Annotated in this window: 17 protein-coding genes; 11 read left to right on the top strand and 6 right to left on the bottom strand. The window is 60.2% G+C overall.

Features of this window, described 5'->3' with window-relative positions:
* The first annotated feature begins 1 nt into the window (after position 1).
* The 9 genes from JTP94_RS22705 (at position 2) to JTP94_RS22665 (ending at position 8,921) form a co-directional block, all read left to right on the top strand.
* Positions 2-466: a GNAT family N-acetyltransferase gene (locus JTP94_RS22705; RefSeq protein ID WP_204852695.1), complete on the top strand. Its 465-nt coding sequence runs from the start codon at positions 2-4 to the stop codon at positions 464-466.
* An 88-nt stretch (positions 467-554) separates the two neighbouring features.
* Positions 555-1,700 (top strand): alpha-hydroxy acid oxidase, encoded by a 1,146-nt coding sequence (locus JTP94_RS22700; RefSeq protein ID WP_204852694.1) that lies wholly within the window; start codon positions 555-557, stop codon positions 1,698-1,700.
* Between the two features lie 129 nt (positions 1,701-1,829).
* Positions 1,830-3,347, top strand: a complete 1,518-nt coding sequence (locus JTP94_RS22695; RefSeq protein WP_204852693.1) for an ATP-binding protein — start codon at positions 1,830-1,832, stop codon at positions 3,345-3,347.
* 223 nt (positions 3,348-3,570) lie between these two features.
* On the top strand, positions 3,571-4,188 hold the full coding sequence (gene rpsD / locus JTP94_RS22690; RefSeq protein ID WP_034504816.1) for a 30S ribosomal protein S4: 618 nt from the start codon (positions 3,571-3,573) through the stop codon (positions 4,186-4,188).
* Positions 4,189-4,257: 69 nt separating this feature from the next.
* A complete protein-coding gene (locus tag JTP94_RS22685; protein ID WP_204852692.1) occupies positions 4,258-5,187 on the top strand; it encodes a glutaminase in 930 nt (309 codons plus the stop codon).
* A gap of 60 nt (positions 5,188-5,247) precedes the next feature.
* A complete protein-coding gene (gene ttcA, locus JTP94_RS22680) occupies positions 5,248-6,129 on the top strand; it encodes a tRNA 2-thiocytidine(32) synthetase TtcA (RefSeq protein ID WP_204852691.1) in 882 nt (293 codons plus the stop codon).
* A gap of 70 nt (positions 6,130-6,199) precedes the next feature.
* Complete coding sequence (locus JTP94_RS22675) at positions 6,200-7,027, top strand: inositol monophosphatase family protein (protein ID WP_204852690.1); 828 nt, start codon at positions 6,200-6,202, stop codon at positions 7,025-7,027.
* A 17-nt stretch (positions 7,028-7,044) separates the two neighbouring features.
* Complete coding sequence (locus tag JTP94_RS22670) at positions 7,045-7,869, top strand: inositol monophosphatase family protein (protein ID WP_204852689.1); 825 nt, start codon at positions 7,045-7,047, stop codon at positions 7,867-7,869.
* 119 nt (positions 7,870-7,988) lie between these two features.
* Positions 7,989-8,921, top strand: a complete 933-nt coding sequence (locus tag JTP94_RS22665) for an adenylate/guanylate cyclase domain-containing protein (protein WP_204852688.1) — start codon at positions 7,989-7,991, stop codon at positions 8,919-8,921.
* A 12-nt stretch (positions 8,922-8,933) separates the two neighbouring features.
* Here the strand turns inward: JTP94_RS22665 and JTP94_RS22660 are convergent, their stop codons facing one another.
* From JTP94_RS22660 to grxD, 3 genes are all read right to left on the bottom strand, one after another.
* Entirely contained in the window at positions 8,934-10,214 is a 1,281-nt protein-coding gene (locus JTP94_RS22660) for a multidrug effflux MFS transporter (RefSeq protein ID WP_204852687.1), read from the bottom strand.
* A 13-nt stretch (positions 10,215-10,227) separates the two neighbouring features.
* On the bottom strand, positions 10,228-11,460 hold the full coding sequence (locus tag JTP94_RS22655; RefSeq protein WP_204853077.1) for a multidrug effflux MFS transporter: 1,233 nt from the start codon (positions 11,458-11,460) through the stop codon (positions 10,228-10,230).
* Between the two features lie 140 nt (positions 11,461-11,600).
* Positions 11,601-11,936 (bottom strand): Grx4 family monothiol glutaredoxin, encoded by a 336-nt coding sequence (gene grxD, locus JTP94_RS22650; RefSeq protein ID WP_204852686.1) that lies wholly within the window; start codon positions 11,934-11,936, stop codon positions 11,601-11,603.
* A gap of 378 nt (positions 11,937-12,314) precedes the next feature.
* On the opposite strand from grxD, the gene JTP94_RS22645 reads away from it, so the two are divergent.
* A complete protein-coding gene (locus JTP94_RS22645; protein ID WP_204852685.1) occupies positions 12,315-12,620 on the top strand; it encodes a hypothetical protein in 306 nt (101 codons plus the stop codon).
* Positions 12,621-12,786: 166 nt separating this feature from the next.
* On the top strand, positions 12,787-13,986 hold the full coding sequence (locus tag JTP94_RS22640; RefSeq protein WP_204852684.1) for a hypothetical protein: 1,200 nt from the start codon (positions 12,787-12,789) through the stop codon (positions 13,984-13,986).
* On the opposite strand, the gene JTP94_RS22635 is transcribed toward JTP94_RS22640, so the two are convergent.
* The 3 genes from JTP94_RS22635 to JTP94_RS22625 all read right to left on the bottom strand — a co-directional run bounded on the left by JTP94_RS22635 (position 13,972) and on the right by JTP94_RS22625 (position 17,241).
* Positions 13,972-14,205: a BolA family protein gene (locus JTP94_RS22635; protein WP_004108912.1), complete on the bottom strand. Its 234-nt coding sequence runs from the start codon at positions 14,203-14,205 to the stop codon at positions 13,972-13,974. The two genes, JTP94_RS22640 and JTP94_RS22635, sit on opposite strands and share 15 nt — an antisense overlap.
* A 17-nt stretch (positions 14,206-14,222) precedes the next feature.
* Positions 14,223-16,454 carry a phosphoribosylformylglycinamidine synthase subunit PurL gene (gene purL, locus JTP94_RS22630; protein WP_204852683.1) on the bottom strand — a complete coding sequence of 744 codons (2,232 nt, stop codon included), beginning with the start codon at positions 16,452-16,454 and terminating at the stop codon, positions 14,223-14,225.
* A 172-nt stretch (positions 16,455-16,626) separates the two neighbouring features.
* A complete protein-coding gene (locus JTP94_RS22625; RefSeq protein WP_246755194.1) occupies positions 16,627-17,241 on the bottom strand; it encodes an acyloxyacyl hydrolase in 615 nt (204 codons plus the stop codon).
* Between the last annotated feature and the right edge of the window lie 105 nt (positions 17,242-17,346).

Below are 17,346 nucleotides of genomic sequence, written 5' to 3'. Positions count from 1 at the left end.
GATGGCAGGCAAGGTTTCGTTGCGTAAACTCGATCTCGCGGACATGCCGGCAGCGGCAGCCGTTCACCGCGCCTCCTTCGACGAGCGGCTTCCGACGCTTTCCGGACTTCATACGACGGAGGAAGATGTCGGCTTCTGGAGTGCCGTCGTCTATAAGGATTGCCAGATCTGGGGTGCCGAAGAGGGTGGTCGCCTGGTCGGCGTCATCGCCTTTCTCGAAGATTGGATTGATCAACTCTACGTTCTGCCCGAAGCACAGCGGCATGGCATCGGCAGCCGTTTGCTCGATGTCGCCAAATCCGCCTATCCGGTGCTTTCGCTCTGGACATTTCAACGAAATGCGCCGGCGCGCCGCTTTTACGAAAAACACGGCTTCTTCGTTGTTGACGAGTCGGACGGGGCAGGCAATGAGGAGAAGGAGCCGGACGTGCTTTACAAATGGGAAGCACGGCTGCATCGGCTGTAGCGCAAGGTCGGACTAAGCGGCGGGATATTGGGAGGACGATATTTGATGTCTTTTGAAAATGGTTGCAGTTTCAATGCCGAGGCGAGCCATGCGCCTGCGTGACTGCCATAACTTCCATGATTTCCGCGCTCTGGCGAAGAGCCGTCTTCCCGGTCCGATCTTCAATTACATCGATGGTGCCGCCGACGACGAAGTGACGCTTCGGCGCAACACGGCGAGCTTCGAGAGCTGCGATCTCGTTCCGAACGTCCTTCGCGGCGTCAGCGAGGTCGATATGTCTGTCACCGTCATGGGACAAAAGCTCGCCACGCCCTTCTACTGCTCGCCGACGGCCCTGCAGCGGCTATTTCATCACGAGGGTGAAAATGCGGTTGCGGCGGCAGCCTCTTCCATCGGCACCATGTTCGGTGTCTCCTCGCTTGGCACGGTCAGCCTCGAGGAGGTGCGCAAGAAGCATCAGGGGCCGCAGGTCTATCAATTCTATTTCCACAGGGATCGCGGACTGAACCGCGCGATGATGCAACGGGCAAAGGATGCCGGCGTCAACGTGATGATGCTCACCGTCGACAGCATCACCGGCGGCAATCGCGAGCGCGACCTGCGCACCGGGTTTTCCATTCCCTTCAAGCTCAATCTCGCCGGCATTGCGCAATTCGCCATCAAGCCAGCCTGGGGGCTGAACTATCTCACGCACGAGAAATTCCGTCTGCCGCAGCTCGATGAGCATGTGGACATGAGCGGCGGCGCGATGTCGATCGGCAAATACTTCACCGAGATGCTCGACCCGTCGATGAACTGGAACGATGTCGCCGAAATGGTGAAGCATTGGGACGGGCAGTTCTGCCTGAAGGGCATCATGTCGGTCGAGGATGCCAAGCGGGCCGTCGATATCGGATGCACCGGCATCGTGCTTTCGAACCATGGCGGTCGGCAATTGGACGGCTCGCGAGCGGCATTCGACCAGCTGGCGGAAATCGCCGATGCCGTCGGCGATCGCATCGATGTCATGATGGACGGCGGCATCCAGCGCGGCACGCATGTGCTGAAGGCCCTGTCGCTCGGCGCCAAGGCCGTTGGTCTCGGCCGCTTCTACCTCTATCCGCTGGCGGCTGCCGGCCAGGCGGGCGTCGAGCGTGCGCTACGGCATTTGCGCACCGAGATCGAGCGCGACATGAAGCTGATGGGCTGCACCTCGGTCGACCAATTGTCACGCGCCAATCTGCGGTTCCGCTGACATCACAATCGCCTGTGGGTTTTTTCAATCCGCGGGCGCATAGCCTGGAAATCTTTGCTAGACGAAGGCGCGTCCTTTCAGAAAGATGGGACGCATCCGCATTTGATTCTTGATGACAGGGGAAGTGCATTGCAGGTCGGCATCGACATGGGAACGGCGTCCGGCGGGACCAGCGCCCAGCTCGATATCGAGGAGCTGCTGGCAACCCGTCTGCTCGTGCAGGGCAATTCCGGCTCCGGAAAATCGCATCTGCTGCGCCGTCTGCTGGAACAATCAGCGCAATGGGTGCAGCAGGTCATTATCGATCCGGAAGGCGATTTCGTCACGCTGGCCGATAAGTTCGGGCATGTGGTTGTGGATGGCGAACGCACCGAGGCCGAGCTTGCCGGCATCGCTAACCGCATTCGCCAGCATCGCGTTTCCTGCGTGCTGACGCTGGAAGGGCTCGATATCGAGCAGCAGATGCGCGCCGCCGCCGCTTTCCTCAACGGCATGTTCGATGCCGATCGCGAATTCTGGTATCCGGTGCTGGTCGTAGTCGACGAGGCGCAGATGTTTGCGCCTTCCGTCGGCGGCGATGTCTCCGAAGATGCACGCAAGATGTCGCTCGGCGCCATGACCAATCTGATGTGCCGCGGCCGCAAGCGCGGCCTTGCCGGCGTGATCGCCACACAACGCCTGGCGAAGCTTGCCAAGAACGTCGCGGCCGAGGCCTCCAACTTCCTGATGGGCCGCACCTTCCTCGATATCGACATGGCGCGCGCCGCCGATCTTCTCGGCATGGATCGCAGGCAGGCGGAAATGTTCCGCGATCTGAAGCGCGGCAATTTTGTCGCTCTCGGTCCGGCGCTCTCGCGGCGGCCGTTGCCGATCACCATCGGTTCCGTGGAAACCTCGGCGCGTTCCTCCAGCCCGAAGCTGATGCCGCTGCCGGATGCACCTCAGGATGTCGAGGATCTGATCTTCACACCGGATCCGGAAGAGTTTTCCAAGCCGATGGTTCGTCGGGCCACACCCGCGCCGCGCCCGACGACGGATATCCTGGCCGAGCTGTCGCGTTCCGCCCCTGCGACGAACACGGCTGCGGCAGAGCCGAAGCCGAACCAGCCAGAATTGTCGAACGAGGATCGCGAAGCGCGGGTGACCGCAGTGCTTTCGGAAATCCTGGATGATCCGGCCTCGGCCTTCCGCACGGATTCCGTCCTCTACCAGGAGTTTCTCGTGCGGTTGCGCATGCGCCGCGTGCCTGGTGCGCCGATGAGCCTGTCCGAATTCCGTCGCCGCGTGGCGGTGGTGCGCTCCGGCGCGGACGAGGCGACGATGGCGACGGAGGCATGGGCGACGGCTCTTTCGCTTTCGGCTGGTGTCACCGACGATCTGCAGGGTGTTTTCCTGATGCTTGCCAAGGCTGCCATCGGTGGCGAAGCTTGCCCCTCCGATGCGCGGATCGCCCGTGCCTACGGTACCCACTCCGCCCGCCGCGCCCGGCGTTTGCTCAGCTACTTCGAGGAACAGGGCAGCGTCGTCGTCCATACCGATTTCTCCGGTCGCCGCGTTGTGGCGTTCCCGGATATCGACTGCCAGACAGCGCCGGGCGACGCCAATGCGCCTGATTTGCATGGCACAGAGCAAGCGGCTGCGGAATAGCTGGCACTTCCTTCGATCCCGCTGTTGACATTTTCATGACGACCCCTTACAGACCGCGCCAACGCCGGGCAGAAATGTCCGGTGTTTCATTTGACATGTCCCGTGGCTTTCTCCGTTCGCTAATGTGAGAGGCCTGTCAGAGCTCGAAAATGGAGTTCAGAGGAGGGCGTGTTTCCTTCGCGGTTCGGCAACGGGCCGCTCAAATAGTTTGAAAGGAAATGCGATGAGCAAGCGCGAATCGTCCAAGTACAAAATTGACCGCCGTATGGGCGAGAACATCTGGGGCCGTCCGAAGTCCCCGGTTAACCGTCGCGAATACGGCCCGGGCCAGCACGGCCAGCGCCGCAAGGGCAAGCTCTCCGACTTCGGCGTGCAGCTGCGCGCCAAGCAGAAGCTGAAGGGCTACTACGGCGACCTGCGTGAAAAGCAGTTCCGTGCCACCTTCGACGAAGCCAACCGCCGCAAGGGCGACACTTCGGAAAACCTGATCGGCCTGCTCGAATCGCGCCTCGACGCGATCGTCTACCGCGCCAAGTTCGTTCCGACCGTTTTCGCAGCCCGTCAGTTCGTCAACCATGGCCACGTCACGGTGAACGGCGTTCGCGTCAACATCGGTTCGTTCCGCTGCAAGGCTGGCGACGTCATCGAAGTCCGCGAAAAGTCGAAGCAGCTCGTGATCGTTCTGGAATCGATCGGTCTCGCCGAGCGCGACGTTCCGGACTATATCGAAGCCGATCACAACAAGATGGTAGCGACTTTCGCTCGCGTTCCGACCCTCGCCGATGTGCCCTACGCAGTCGTCATGGAACCGCAGCTGGTCGTCGAATTCTATTCGCGTTAACAAGCGGATATTTTTCATGATGGAAAAGCCGCTCCTTTCGAGCGGCTTTTTTTGTCTTTGGAGCGCCCTATGACCGATCTGCAGGCAATTCTCGACGGCATCTATACGGAGCTTTCGCCGCGTATCGGCGAGGGTAAGGTTGCCGATTACATTCCGGAACTCGCCAAGGTCGATCCAAAGCAGTTCGGCATGACGATCGCCACCGTCAACGGCGAGGTTCACAGCGTCGGTGATGCGGGCATTGCCTTTTCCATCCAGAGTATTTCGAAGGTCTTCATGCTGACGCTGGCGCTCGGCAAGATCGGCGAAAGCCTTTGGAAGCGCGTGGGACGCGAGCCGTCTGGCACCTCCTTCAACTCCATAGTCCAGCTCGAGCGTGAAGAAGGCATTCCGCGCAATCCCTTCATCAATGCCGGCGCGATCGCCGTCAGCGATGTCGTGCTGTCTGGCCATGCGCCGCGCGAGGCGATCGGCGAGCTCCTGCGCTTCGTGCGCTATGTCGCCGATGACGAGTCGATCACCATCGACGACAGGGTAGCGCGCTCTGAGACGCAGACGGGCTTTCGCAATTTCGCGCTCGCCAATTTCATGCGTGCCTATGGCAACCTCGACCATCCGGTCGAGCATGTGCTCGGCGTCTATTTCCACCAATGCGCTCTTTCGATGAGCTGCCAGCAGCTTGCCAAGGCTGGGCTCTATCTTGCGGCGCGCGGCAGCAATCCGATCACAGGCCATTCCGTCGTTTCGCCGAAGCGGGCGCGGCGCATCAATGCGCTGATGCTGACCTGCGGCCATTATGACGGCTCCGGCGATTTCGCCTATCATGTCGGTCTTCCCGGCAAGAGCGGCGTCGGCGGCGGCATTCTCGCCGTGGCGCCGGGTATAGGATCAATCGCCGTCTGGTCGCCGGGCCTGAACAAGGTCGGCAATTCGCAGCTCGGCGCGGTGGCGCTGGAAATGCTGGCTGCGCGCACGGGCTGGTCGGTGTTCGGCGATTGATGCGGTGTCTTCTTTCGACGCTTTCTGCTATCAGCGTGGCGAGGCACTGAGGACGACGGAATGAATATCGCAACGACGGTAATGGACGAGATCGATATCGAGGCTGAGGACGGCGTCTCTGGCGTGCATCCGATGTTTTCCGATGTGCCTCGGTCTGTCTCCTTCAACAAGCTTCGCAAGCGCCTGCTGCGGCAGGTGCGGCAGGCTCTGGAGGATTTCCAGATGCTGAAGGGGCAAAGGCGCTGGCTGGTCGGCCTTTCCGGCGGCAAGGATTCCTACGGGCTGCTGTCGATCCTGCTTGATCTCAAATGGCGCGGCCTGTTGCCGGTGGAACTGATTGCCTGCAATCTCGATCAGGGCCAGCCGAACTTCCCGAAGCATGTGCTGCCGGACTATCTGGCGAAGATTGGCGTTGAGCATCGCATCGAGTATCGCGACACCTACTCCATCGTGAAGGAAAAGGTACCCGAGGGCGCGACCTACTGTTCGCTTTGTTCGCGCCTGCGCCGCGGCAATCTCTATCGTATTGCGCGCGAAGAGGGTTGTGATGCATTGGTGCTCGGCCATCACCGCGAGGATATTCTCGAAACCTTCTTCATGAACTTTTTCCATGGCGGCCGCCTGGCCTCGATGCCGGCAAAGCTTCTCAATGATGAGGGCGATCTGATGCTGCTGCGCCCGCTCGCCTATGCCGCCGAGGACGATCTCGCCAAGTTCGCCGCCGCCATGCAGTTTCCGATCATTCCCTGCGATCTCTGCGGCTCGCAGGATGGGCTGCAGCGCAATGCGATGAAGGACATGCTTGCTGATATCGAGCGGCGCATGCCGGGCCGCAAGGATACGATGCTGCGCGCGCTGGCGCATGTGAATCCGTCGCATCTGCTCGATCCCAAGCTCTTCGATTTTGCCGGTCTGATGACTGGACAAACCGACGCCGATTAGGCGCTTTTGCCACACCAGCGTCATCGAATCGGTCATAAGAGGAGGTCCCTCCCAAGACAAAAGGCCTCCGATGACTTTCTCCGATACAGACTTCGACCATCTGATGACGATCGTTGCCGAGGCGGCGGCGCAGGAAATCCTGCCGCGGTTCCGCAATCTGGGTGATGGCGACATATCGGAAAAGACGTCGGCCATCGATCTGGTGACTGAGGCAGATCTGCTTGCCGAGCAATATATCACTGCCGCGCTGAAGGCCCGCTTTCCAGGCGCTCTTATCGTCGGAGAGGAGGCCTATGAGGCCGACCGGTCGGTTGTGCCGGCACTGGCGCATGCGGAACTGGCCTTTACCATCGACCCGGTGGACGGCACGTTCAATTTTGCGGCAGGGCTGCCGGTGTTTGGCACGATCGTCGCCGTTGTCGCCAATGGCGAGACGATTGCCAGCGTCATCTATGATCCGGTACTCGGAGACACCATTACCGCGATGCGTGGCGGGGGCACCTTCCTGCGTCGCCGTGCGGGGCAGGCGAGGCGGCTTTCCGTTGCCGCATCCGCTCCCCTGGGCGCCATGACCGGCGCCATATCCTGGGGACACATGGACGAGCCGGAGAGGTCGCGTATCTGTGCCAATCTCGCCAAGACACGCATGACTTTCTCGCTCAATTGTTCCGCCTACGAATACTGGATGGTGGCATCGGGCAAATGGCATTTCATCGGTCATTCCAAGCTGATGCCCTGGGATCATCTTGCCGGAGTACTGGCGCATCAGGAGGCCGGCGGTTATACGGCCAAATTCGATGGCACACCCTACCGGCCGGGCGAAACGACGGGCGGCATTATTTCTGCGCCGGATGAGGATAGCTGGCAAATGATCCGCCGCGAAATTATCGGCGTCTGACACGAAAGGACCATATCATGACATCGCCCGTTGACGTTACCACCCTTGCTCATGTGTTGCGCCGCGCCGCGCAGATGGAGATCCTGCCGCGCTTCCGCAGACTTGGCAGTGATGACGTCCGCGCGAAGAGCGAAGCGACCGATCTGGTGACCGAAGCTGACGAGCGTGCTGAGCGGATGGTGAAGGCCGAGGTGGAGCGGCTTTGGCCCGAGGCGCTCTTCGTCGGCGAAGAATCCGTCGCGGCCGATCCGGCACTGCTCGACAAGCTGCCGGATGCGGATCTGGCCATCATCGTCGATCCCGTCGACGGCACGTTCAATTTCGCCTCCGGCATCCCGGCCTTCGGTGTCATGGCTTCGGTGATCTCCAAAGGCGAGACGGTCGCCGGCATCATCTTCGATCCGATGGGCGACGATTGGGTGCTGGCGGAGCGCGGCAGCGGCGCATGGTTGCGCCGTCCCGACGGCGAGACCCTGCGCATGAGGGCGACGCAGCCGGTCGCGCTGGAAGACATGGTCGGCATGGCATCGACCGGCTTCCTGCCGAAGGACAAGCGGGCGGAAGTCATGGGCAATCTCGCCAAGGTGCGCTACTCCACCAACTATCGATGCGCGGCGCACGAGTATCGCACTCTCGCCGGCGGCCACGTCCACTATCTGATGTACAACAAGCTGATGCCCTGGGACCATCTGGCCGGCGCGCTGATCTCGCAGGAAGCGGGCGCTTATGTGCGTCGCTTCGACGGCTCACCCTATCTGCCGCATCATCTCGACGGCGGCTTGCTGGTCGCGGTGGACAAGGATTCCTGGGAACTGCTGCGACGCGAGGTTTTCACCGTATAACCTGTCGCATCGAGCCGGGTCAGCAGCCGACGCGACCACTTGGAAAGTCGCGTCGGGAAGACTATCTTCGCAGCAGCAGGCAAGGGCCACCGTCGGCGCTTGCCGAGAGGATGAGGCAGATGTCCGAGACGAGCCGCAAGCTGACCACCATCTTCTGCGCTGACGTGCAGGATTACACGCGTCTTATGGGCAGGGACGAGGAGGGGACGCTTGCGACCCTTCGGCGTTATCGAGATGCCATGACGCGGCTAATCGAGGCGCATGGTGGCCGGGTGATCAATACCTGGGGCGATGGTGTTTTCGCCGAATTTCCAAGCGTTGTCGAAGCCGTGCGGGCAGCAATCGATGTCCAGAACGAACTTGCTGGCTACAATGCCGCCATGGATACCGAAAAGCAGATGCTCTTTCGCATCGGCCTGAACCTCGGCGACGTGATCGCCGATGGCAATGATCTCTACGGCGATGGTGTCAATATCGCCGCGCGGCTTCAGTCGCGCGCCACTCCTGGCGGTATCGTTATCTCCAATACGGTCTACGACCAGGTCCGCAACAAGGTCGCGGTTGGCTTCGATTTCCTCGGTCAGCTCGAGGTCAAGAATATCGAGGGCGGCGTGCCGAGCTATGCCGTGCGCGTTGGTGGCGTGCAGGTGGTGGACACCACCACCTCCGACTATCGGTCCAACCCGCAGCCGGCTCCGGCACGGGCGCCGGAGGTGGCGGCGAGAAACTCCCTGTTGCAGGATTGGCGACTTAATTACGGAACGCCGTTGATCATCTGCATCGGCCTTGCCGTGCTCAATGGACTGACCTGGGATGGTGAGTTCTGGGCGAAATGGCCGATACTCATCATTCTCTGGGTCAACGCATACCGCTTAATTCGTCGCAACAAGCAGGTCGACATGGCGATCGCCAGCCTTGTCATCACCGGTATCGGCATTGCCGCGATCAATCTTTTCACTTGGCAGGGCACGCCTTGGGCGATGTGGCCACTCTTCGGACTTGCAATCGCCGCGGCGCTGCGTTGGGTCAGCCGTTCGCGTAGCGACGCCTGAGAGGCACGTTGTTCAGACGTGCCCCATGCCGGGCTCCAGCGCCGGCGTATCGCCGGGATGGGTGAAGAGCTTGCCGCGTTCGGCCCATAGCGTTGCCAGGATCGTGAGCGCACCGAATATGGTGAAGCCGGCGATTAGCGGCTGAGCGGTGCCATCGAACATCTGGCCGACGATGCCGCCGAGCAGGACGCCGACCGTGGTGGAGACCGAGCTGGTGATGGCCGCCGCCGTGCCCGCCAGGTGTCCCATCGGCTCCAGGCTGATGGCCATGAAGTTGGTGGTAATGACCGCAAACATCATCAGCATTATCGAGATCAGCACATAGATGAACGTGAAGCTTGGCTGACCGAACATGCCGACAACGTAGCCGACAGCGCCCAGGGCGGTGAAGACGATCATGGCGGCATGGGAGATGCGCCGCATGCCGAAGCTGCGGACGAAATAGCCATTGGCGAACTGCGCGACGGCAGTGCCGGCCGCCGTCGCCGCAAAGGCGATCGGAAACGAGTCCCCGAGGCCATAGACCTCACCGAATACCTGCTGCACCGAGACGATATAGGCGCAGATCACACCCGTGTAGAGCGTGAGGCCGATCATGTAGCCGCAGGTGATGCGGTTGGTCAGGACCGTCTTGAAACCGGACAGGACCGAGGCGACCGAAAGCGGCAGGCGTTCTTCTGTCGGAAGCGTCTCCTTCATGCGGAAGAACGCGACCAGGAAAAGGCCGGCGCTGACTATACCGATCAGAATGAAGATCCATTGCCAGTTGGAATAGGCAACGATCACCTGGCCGACGAAAGGTGCGACCATCGGCATGATCATGAAGACGATCATCACGTAGGACATGACGCGCGCCATCTCACGGCCGCCGAAGCAATCGCGGACGATGGCAAGCGTGGTGATGCGCACGGCTGCGGCGCCGACACCCTGCGCGAAGCGCAGAGCGAGCAGCGCGAAGAGACTGCCGCTCCAGGCCGCCGCAAAGAGCGTCACCGTATAAAAGGCCAGGCCTCCGAGTAGAATGCGCCGCCGGCCGTAAGTATCCGCCAGGCTGCCGAAGAAGAGCTGGCAGATGCCGAAGCCGAGGAAGTAGACGCCGATGATCAGCTGTGTGTCATTGGGGTTGGCGACATCAAGCGATTGGCCGATGTTCGGAAGGGCCGGCAGCATGCTGTCGATGCCCATGGAGATGCTGGCTGTCATCAGAGCGATCGTGATGATGAATTCGACGATGCCGAGGCCGATGCGATTGGAGCCGGATTGCGCCGGCGTGCGTTCTTGAGGCGGGGTCATATGGATTTGCCTGTCAATGCAAAGCGAGGGATTGATCGGCCGGCGGTGGCGCATTGTGTGGGCGGAAGAGGCGACCCTTTTCGGCAATCAGCACGAACATCAAGCCGATCAGCGAGACAGTGAAGTAGCCGACGACCATCGGCGTCGCCGTGCCGTTGAAATACTGGCCGATGCCGGCGCCGATCGACGCGCCGCCGACCGTGCTCATGAAACCGAGTACCGAGGAGGCCGTACCGGCGACATGGCCGAGCGGTTCCATGGCGAGCGAGTTGAAATTGGAGCCGATCCAGCCGAACTGGAACATCGCCAGCGCGAAGAAGATCATGAACAGCGGGAAGGGCATCGGCGCGGGGCCGTAAAGCTGCACCATCAGCCAGACGAAGGTAATGAAAGAGAAGCCGAGCAGGGCCGCATGCGACAGCCGCCGCATGCCGAAACGGCCGACGAGCTGCGAATTGATGAAGGATGACAGCGCCATGAACAGCGCCACGCCGCCAAAGGCGACGGGGGTATAGACGCCAAGTCCATAAATACCGCTGTAGATCTGCTGGGCCGAGTTGATGAAGCCGAACAGCGCGCCGAAGAGGAACGTGCTGGCGATCGTGTAACAGAGCGCGACACGGTTCGTCAGAACCATACCGAAGCCGGATGCAACCGACCTGACGGTCAGCGGGCGCACATTCTCGGGCTTCAGCGTCTCCGGCAGCCGGAAATACATCCAGATGCCCACGAGTGTCGCCATCGTGCCGATGAAGACGAAGATCATGTGCCAGGTGCTGACCAGCATGATGATCTGGCCACTTCCCGGCGCGATGACCGGAACGATCATGAAGACCATCATGATCAGCGACATCACCTCCGCCATCAGGCGGCCGCCGAAAACGTCGCGGACGATGGAAATGGTGATGACGCGCGTCGCTGCCGAACCCAGCCCTTGAATGAAGCGCAGGGCGAGCAGGCCGGCGAAGGACGGAATAAGGGCAATGCCGAAGGCGGAGATGACATAGACGACAATGCCGATCAGCAGGGGGATGCGGCGGCCGAAGCGATCCGACAACGGACCGTAGATAAGCTGCGCCGAGCCAAATCCGATCAGATAGGCGGTTACCACATATTGCCGATGGTTCTCGTTCTCGACGCCGAGACTGGAGCCGATCTGTTGGAGAGCGGGGAGCATGATGTCGATGGCCAATGAATTGATCGCCATCAGGAAGGCCGCGAGCACGATGAACTCGCGTTTGCCCATGGGTAGTTGCCCATGGGACATAGCCTGGGATGTAGTCGTCACGGTTTTTATTCCCATAAACATATCAAGGCGCTGCCCGGTGGCAGCGCCTTTTCGATCGAATTGGACTATGGAAACCGGACGAGGAGCCCGGTGACCGATCAGGAGGCGGCGCGAACGCTGATGCCGTTTTCCTGGAAGTGCTGCTGCAACTCACCCGCCTGGAACATTTCGCGTACGATATCGCAGCCGCCGATGAATTCGCCCTTCACGTAAAGCTGCGGGATGGTGGGCCAGTTGGAGTATTCCTTGATGCCCTGACGAATCTCGGCATCAGCAAGGACATTGATACCCTTATAGTCGACGCCGATATGGTCGAGGATCTGGACCACCTGGCCCGAGAAACCACATTGCGGGAACTGGGGCGTGCCCTTCATGAAGACAACAACGTCATTGTTTTTTACTTCATTGGCGATGAATTCGTGAATGCCGCTCATTTTCCAGTCCTTTCACATGCGGGGTCAAGGCCCACAGCGTTAAATCTGCTTCTTAAATAGCAAGCGACCGGCTCGATTTCCAGCCGCAAAACGTACCATGCGTCTTTTTCATCGCATGAATGGATTTCCGGCATCAGCTGTTAAGGAAGACGGCCGAATCCGTCAATTAGCGATTTTTCTTGAACAGTGCGTTTTGAAATAGGCCCTTCAACTTGAAGGCTGAACAACACACATAAAATAGAAGCAAGGGTTGATTAATATTAGGTTGCTACTGATTTTACAGGTGACCGGTATGTTTGTTAGAGTTAGTCGATTGATGCGATTTGGCGCGTATCGGTCCTTTGCGAAGATTGCATTGCATATGAGGGAGCGGACACCATGAGCCACCATCATCACTATACCGAGGGCCAGGTTGGTGAGGAGCGCGAGTTTTACGGTTCTGAAGAGACCAGTGAAGGCGAGCGGGAATATTACGAACACGTTCGCACGCCAAAAGCCTCGATATTGAACAGTACCGTTACCGTGAGCGCCATCGTTTTGATTCTAAGCATCGCCTTTGGCTATCGCGCGTCGACCGCACCGACGCCGCAACCGCCCGTGGCTTCGGTCGTCGAAAAGATCATGACTGCGCCGCCGGCGGATCGATGTTCTGACATCTCGCCCTATCCCGGCCGGGAATGCTGATCTGATTCGCGCTTTCAAGCCCCGGACGATGGGAGTTTCACTCGCTGTAACAGTGAGGCGAGGGAATAGCTTTGCATTGCGCTGCCATGAAAAAGCCGGCAGGCCATGGTCTTGGCGGTCGCTTACGTGTATCTGCCGCTGAAACGCGCCGGGGACCAACGACAATATGGATAGTATCAAGAAGCGGGTGGTTCTCCACTTCCCTGGCTTTGAGCCGCTGGATGCGGCGGCGCATCGGGCTCGCTACGAGCGCTCGGCTAGGCAAAGCGCTGCCGTGTGGGATTATTCGGTCACCGTGGACGAGCTGAAGAATTTCGGCAGGGCACCCTATTTCGATGTGACTGCCGAAGCTGCGGATTGGCGGACGCAAAGCCGTATTCATGTCATCGATCACAACGATCTGGTTGCGGCGTTGAATGGCAGGCCTTTCTTCACGCGGCTGGCACAGGGCTATCTCGCTGCCGCAAGGGTTATCGTCTCCGGAGGGATGACAGGCTATTTCCGCCATGCATGGCGTTTCGGCCTGTTTTTCATATTTCCGTTTCTGCTTATGCTTGTCGGGCTGCTGCTCAGCCTGTCGATCGCATTCTTGCCGTTCATGCTGGGGTTCGGCGCATGGAGCCATATCGGCAGCATCGCCTTGGCCGTCGCTTTCTTCGTCTATGCTTTCCTGCCGCAGGCCGAGAGGTTGCATACGCTGCATCTCTTTTCCGACTGGGAAATGGCCGTGGAGATGGCGGGGTTGAACGGTATCGGCAACGAGCAATGGCTGGAGACCTGCGCGATCAGTGTGCGTCAGGCGCTGGATGAGCCCGGCGTCGATGAATTCGTCATCTCCTCGCATAGCATGGGTTCGTCCGTGGCGGCGCATGTGATCGGTCTCCTGCTCGAGCGGGAGCCTGAGGTTTTTCGTGACAAGCGCGTGGTGTTTACGACCCTGGGCAGCGCCATCCTGCAATGCGCCCTCATGCGGCCGGCGGCGGTGCTGCGCTCACGTGTTGGCTTGCTCGCGCGCTGCAAGGAGATGTTCTGGGTGGACGTTCACTGTCTCACCGACGCGATCCATTTCTACAAGACAAAGGTTGTAGCGGTTTGCGGGCATGCCGACGCCAAGCAGCCGGCGATCCTATTCGTGCGTTTCAAGAAAATGCTGACAGCCCAGCACTACGCCAAGATCAAGCGCGATTTCCTGCGTGTCCATCGGCAATATGTGCTCGGGCCGGACGTACAGGCATTCTTCGATTTTACGTTGATGACGGCTGGCCCGTTGCCAGCCTCCCGCTTTGCTGAGTTTTCGGCGAACAACATGCCGGAGCTGACATTCAACTCCGGCAGCGAGTTGCAGGCAGTCTCAATCGGGCGCTGAGGTCTGCAGCGCCAGGGCGTGCAGCACGCCGCCCATATTGCCCTTCAGGGCATCATAGACCATCTGGTGCTGCTGCACGCGGCTCTTGCCGCGGAAGGCTTCCGCGACAACTTCAGCGGCATAATGATCGCCATCCCCGGCCAGGTCGCGAATTGTCACCTTGGCTCCGGGAATGCCGGCTTTGATCATGTCTTCGATATCGCCGGGGTTCATTGGCATTGGTGGTATACCTCGATCTATTCAGCGGCAGCGAGGGCGCTGCCATCCATGAAGGCAGGAAACCACGATTCATGCGCGTCGCGCAACTGCTCAACCGGAAGCGACAGCAAGCCATCGATGACGAGCGCATCGCCGCCGATGGTTCCGAGGCGGCGGAACGGCACGCCGGCGCTTGCCGCATTGATGCAGACGAAATCGGCGACATCGGCGGGAACGGCGATGACGTAACGAGCCTGATCCTCACCGAAAAGTGCTGCATGCGGCTGGGTCTTGCTTTCAGTCAGGTCGATACGCAGGCCCTTGCGGGATGCGATGGCCATTTCGGCGAGCGCCAGCGCCAGGCCGCCCGATGAGATGTCATGGCAGGCCGTGACCTGGCCGTTGCGGATGGCCGAGCGGACGAAATCGCCGTTGCGGCGCTCGGCGAAAAGATCGACTTCCGGAGCGGGGCCATCGGTCGAGCCCAGAATATCGCGGAGATAGATCGAAGAGCCGAGATGGCTGCCGTCTACGCCGATCATCAGCACGTGGTCGCCTTCGGAAGCGGAGCCGATGCGGGCCATCGCCTTCCAGTCCGGCAGAAGACCGACACCGGCGATGGTTGGGGTCGGCAGAATCCCGACGCCATTGGTTTCGTTATAGAGCGAGACGTTACCCGAGACGATCGGGAAATCGAGCGCGCGGCAGGCTTCGCCGATGCCTTTGATCGCGCCGACAAGCTGGCCCATGATCTCAGGCTTTTCCGGATTGCCGAAGTTCAGGTTGTCGGTCGCTGCAAGCGGCTCGGCGCCGGTTGCCGTGATGTTGCGCCAGCATTCGGCGACGGCCTGCTTGCCGCCCTCGAACGGATCGGCTTCGACATAACGCGGTGTTACGTCAGACGAGAAGGCCAGCGCCTTGGTCGGATGGCCTTCGACGCGCACGACGCCGGCGTCGCCGCCCGGGAGCTGCAGCGAGTTGCCCTGGATCAGGGTATCATATTGCTCGTAAACCCAACGGCGGCTCGACTGATTGGCGGAGCCGACCAGCGATAGCAGAGCCTGGCCGTAATCTTCAGGAGCGGCTACCAGATCGGCGGGCAGGGCGGCGCGCTTGTCTGCTTCCCGCCAAGGACGGTCGTATTCCGGAGCTTGATCGCCGAGATCCTTGATCGGCAGGTTGGCGACTTCCTCGCCCTGATGGATGACGCGGAAGCGCAGGTCGTCTGTCGTCTTGCCGACGATGGCGAAATCCAGGCCCCACTTGACGAAGATCGCCTTGGCGACGGCTTCCTTTTCCGGCTGCAGCACCATGAGCATGCGCTCCTGGCTTTCCGACAGCATCATTTCGTAGGCCGTCATCTGTTCTTCGCGCACGGGCACCTTGTCGAGGTCCAGCTCGATGCCGAGATCGCCCTTGGCGCCCATTTCGACGGCAGAGCAGGTGAGGCCGGCTGCACCCATGTCCTGGATGGCGATGACGGCGCCGGTCTGCATCAGTTCCAGGCAGGCTTCCAGCAGGCACTTTTCGGTGAAGGGGTCGCCGACTTGAACAGTTGGGCGCTTCTCTTCGATCGATTCGTCAAACTCCGCCGATGCCATCGTGGCGCCGCCGACACCGTCGCGACCGGTCTTGGCGCCGAGATAGACGACCGGCAGGCCGACGCCCTTGGCTTCCGACAGGAATATGGCGTTGGATTTGGCCAGGCCAGCGGCAAAGGCATTGACTAGGATATTGCCATTGTAGCGCGCATCGAACTCGACTTCGCCGCCGACCGTCGGAACGCCGAAGGAATTGCCGTAGCCGCCGACGCCGGAAACGACGCCGGAAACGAGATGACGGGTCTTTGGATGATCCGGCTCACCGAAGCGCAGCGCGTTCATTGCCGCGATCGGGCGCGCGCCCATGGTGAAGACGTCACGTAGAATGCCGCCGACGCCGGTCGCGGCACCCTGGTATGGCTCGATATAGGAGGGGTGGTTGTGGCTCTCCATCTTGAAGACGACGCAATCGCCGTCATCGATATCGACAACGCCGGCATTCTCGCCGGGGCCTTGGATGACGCGCGGACCCTTGGTCGGCAGGGTACGGAGCCACTTCTTGGAGGATTTGTAGGAGCAGTGCTCGTTCCACATGGCCGAGAAGATGCCGAGCTCTGTAAAGGAAGGCTCGCGGCCGATCAGATCCAGAATGCGCTGATATTCATCCGGCTTCAGGCCGTGGGCGGCAATCAGTTGGGGGGTGATCTGGATCGAATTGGAAATGGTCATGGGCGCTCGAGGGTCCTTGCCTGTAAGGGGTTTGAAGGCCGGTCAGGGGATCGAGGTCTCTTTAGCGCAAGTCAACCTGTCGTGCGACAGGAAAATCGCCGGCGTTCACAGCACGCCGGCATTCATAACAGGCAAGTCGCGAGCACGGCCATTCGCGGCCGTTCCCGGATCACTAGAATTTATAGCCGACCAAAACGCCGACACGCGTCATGCCGCCATTCGGACCATCGCAGAGATTGGCGTGCGAAGAGTGCGCGATCTGCGCCATCATGTTCCAATGGCTGTCGAAATTGTAGCCGATCCCGGCATATTCGTGGAAAAGCAAGCGACAGCCGAGCATCGGACCGTGCTCGGTCCAATCATCGAGATTGCCCGAATGTACCGTTCCACCGAAGCCTGCTTCGGTAAAGATGCCGTTGCTATGCGTCAGCGTCCAGGAAAGACCGGCATAAACCTGGGTCGCCGAGCCGGCTGTGCCGATCGAGGTTCCCAAATGAATGCGCGGATGGGCCAGCTGATCCTTCCAATCGGCGGTCGGATTGTAGCCGAACGGATTGAAAAGCACCTGGATATCCGGAAACACACCCTTTTCGTGGTCGTAACCGCTCTGGATGGAGCCGCTCGCTCCGAAGCGCAGTTCGTCGAAAATCTTAGGTGCGGGTGCGGCCGCAACCGTGTCTGCCGCAATTGCGGCGGATTGACCTACGATGAATACGGAACTGATTGCCAGAAAACTCGTAACTAAACGCTTGCTCAAATTGCTTGCTGAAACGCTATCAATTGCCATGCACTCCCCCTGGTATGGCGGGCGAATCGTGTCCCATACATAGAATGGTAGGGTGCTAGGTGTCGAGATAGCAGAGCCGGGATTTCGCAAGATCGCTGTCGATAA

It is taken from the genome of Martinezella lusitana (genome assembly GCF_016901135.1).
Lineage (GTDB): Bacteria > Pseudomonadota > Alphaproteobacteria > Rhizobiales > Rhizobiaceae > Rhizobium > Rhizobium lusitanum_D.
Note: the sequence above shows the minus strand (reverse complement) of the source record. Positions and strands in the feature narration are given on the sequence as shown.

Bases quoted from the DNA above. Each gene is read 5' to 3' on its own strand.
- purL (WP_204852683.1), bottom strand. From the start codon at position 16,454: ATGACCATTTCCAATTCGATCCAGATCACCCCCCAACTGATTGCCGCC.
- JTP94_RS22665 (WP_204852688.1), top strand. From the start codon at position 7,989: ATGTCCGAGACGAGCCGCAAGCTGACCACCATCTTCTGCGCTGACGTG.
- ttcA (WP_204852691.1), top strand. From the start codon at position 5,248: ATGAATATCGCAACGACGGTAATGGACGAGATCGATATCGAGGCTGAG.
- JTP94_RS22670 (WP_204852689.1), top strand. From the start codon at position 7,045: ATGACATCGCCCGTTGACGTTACCACCCTTGCTCATGTGTTGCGCCGC.
- JTP94_RS22675 (WP_204852690.1), top strand. From the start codon at position 6,200: ATGACTTTCTCCGATACAGACTTCGACCATCTGATGACGATCGTTGCC.
- JTP94_RS22640 (WP_204852684.1), top strand. From the start codon at position 12,787: ATGGATAGTATCAAGAAGCGGGTGGTTCTCCACTTCCCTGGCTTTGAG.
- JTP94_RS22700 (WP_204852694.1), top strand. From the start codon at position 555: ATGCGCCTGCGTGACTGCCATAACTTCCATGATTTCCGCGCTCTGGCG.
- JTP94_RS22655 (WP_204853077.1), bottom strand. From the start codon at position 11,460: ATGGGCAAACGCGAGTTCATCGTGCTCGCGGCCTTCCTGATGGCGATC.
- JTP94_RS22685 (WP_204852692.1), top strand. From the start codon at position 4,258: ATGACCGATCTGCAGGCAATTCTCGACGGCATCTATACGGAGCTTTCG.
- rpsD (WP_034504816.1), top strand. From the start codon at position 3,571: ATGAGCAAGCGCGAATCGTCCAAGTACAAAATTGACCGCCGTATGGGC.
- JTP94_RS22645 (WP_204852685.1), top strand. From the start codon at position 12,315: ATGAGCCACCATCATCACTATACCGAGGGCCAGGTTGGTGAGGAGCGC.
- JTP94_RS22635 (WP_004108912.1), bottom strand. From the start codon at position 14,205: ATGCCAATGAACCCCGGCGATATCGAAGACATGATCAAAGCCGGCATT.
- grxD (WP_204852686.1), bottom strand. From the start codon at position 11,936: ATGAGCGGCATTCACGAATTCATCGCCAATGAAGTAAAAAACAATGAC.
- JTP94_RS22705 (WP_204852695.1), top strand. From the start codon at position 2: ATGGCAGGCAAGGTTTCGTTGCGTAAACTCGATCTCGCGGACATGCCG.
- JTP94_RS22625 (WP_246755194.1), bottom strand. From the start codon at position 17,241: ATGGCAATTGATAGCGTTTCAGCAAGCAATTTGAGCAAGCGTTTAGTT.
- JTP94_RS22660 (WP_204852687.1), bottom strand. From the start codon at position 10,214: ATGACCCCGCCTCAAGAACGCACGCCGGCGCAATCCGGCTCCAATCGC.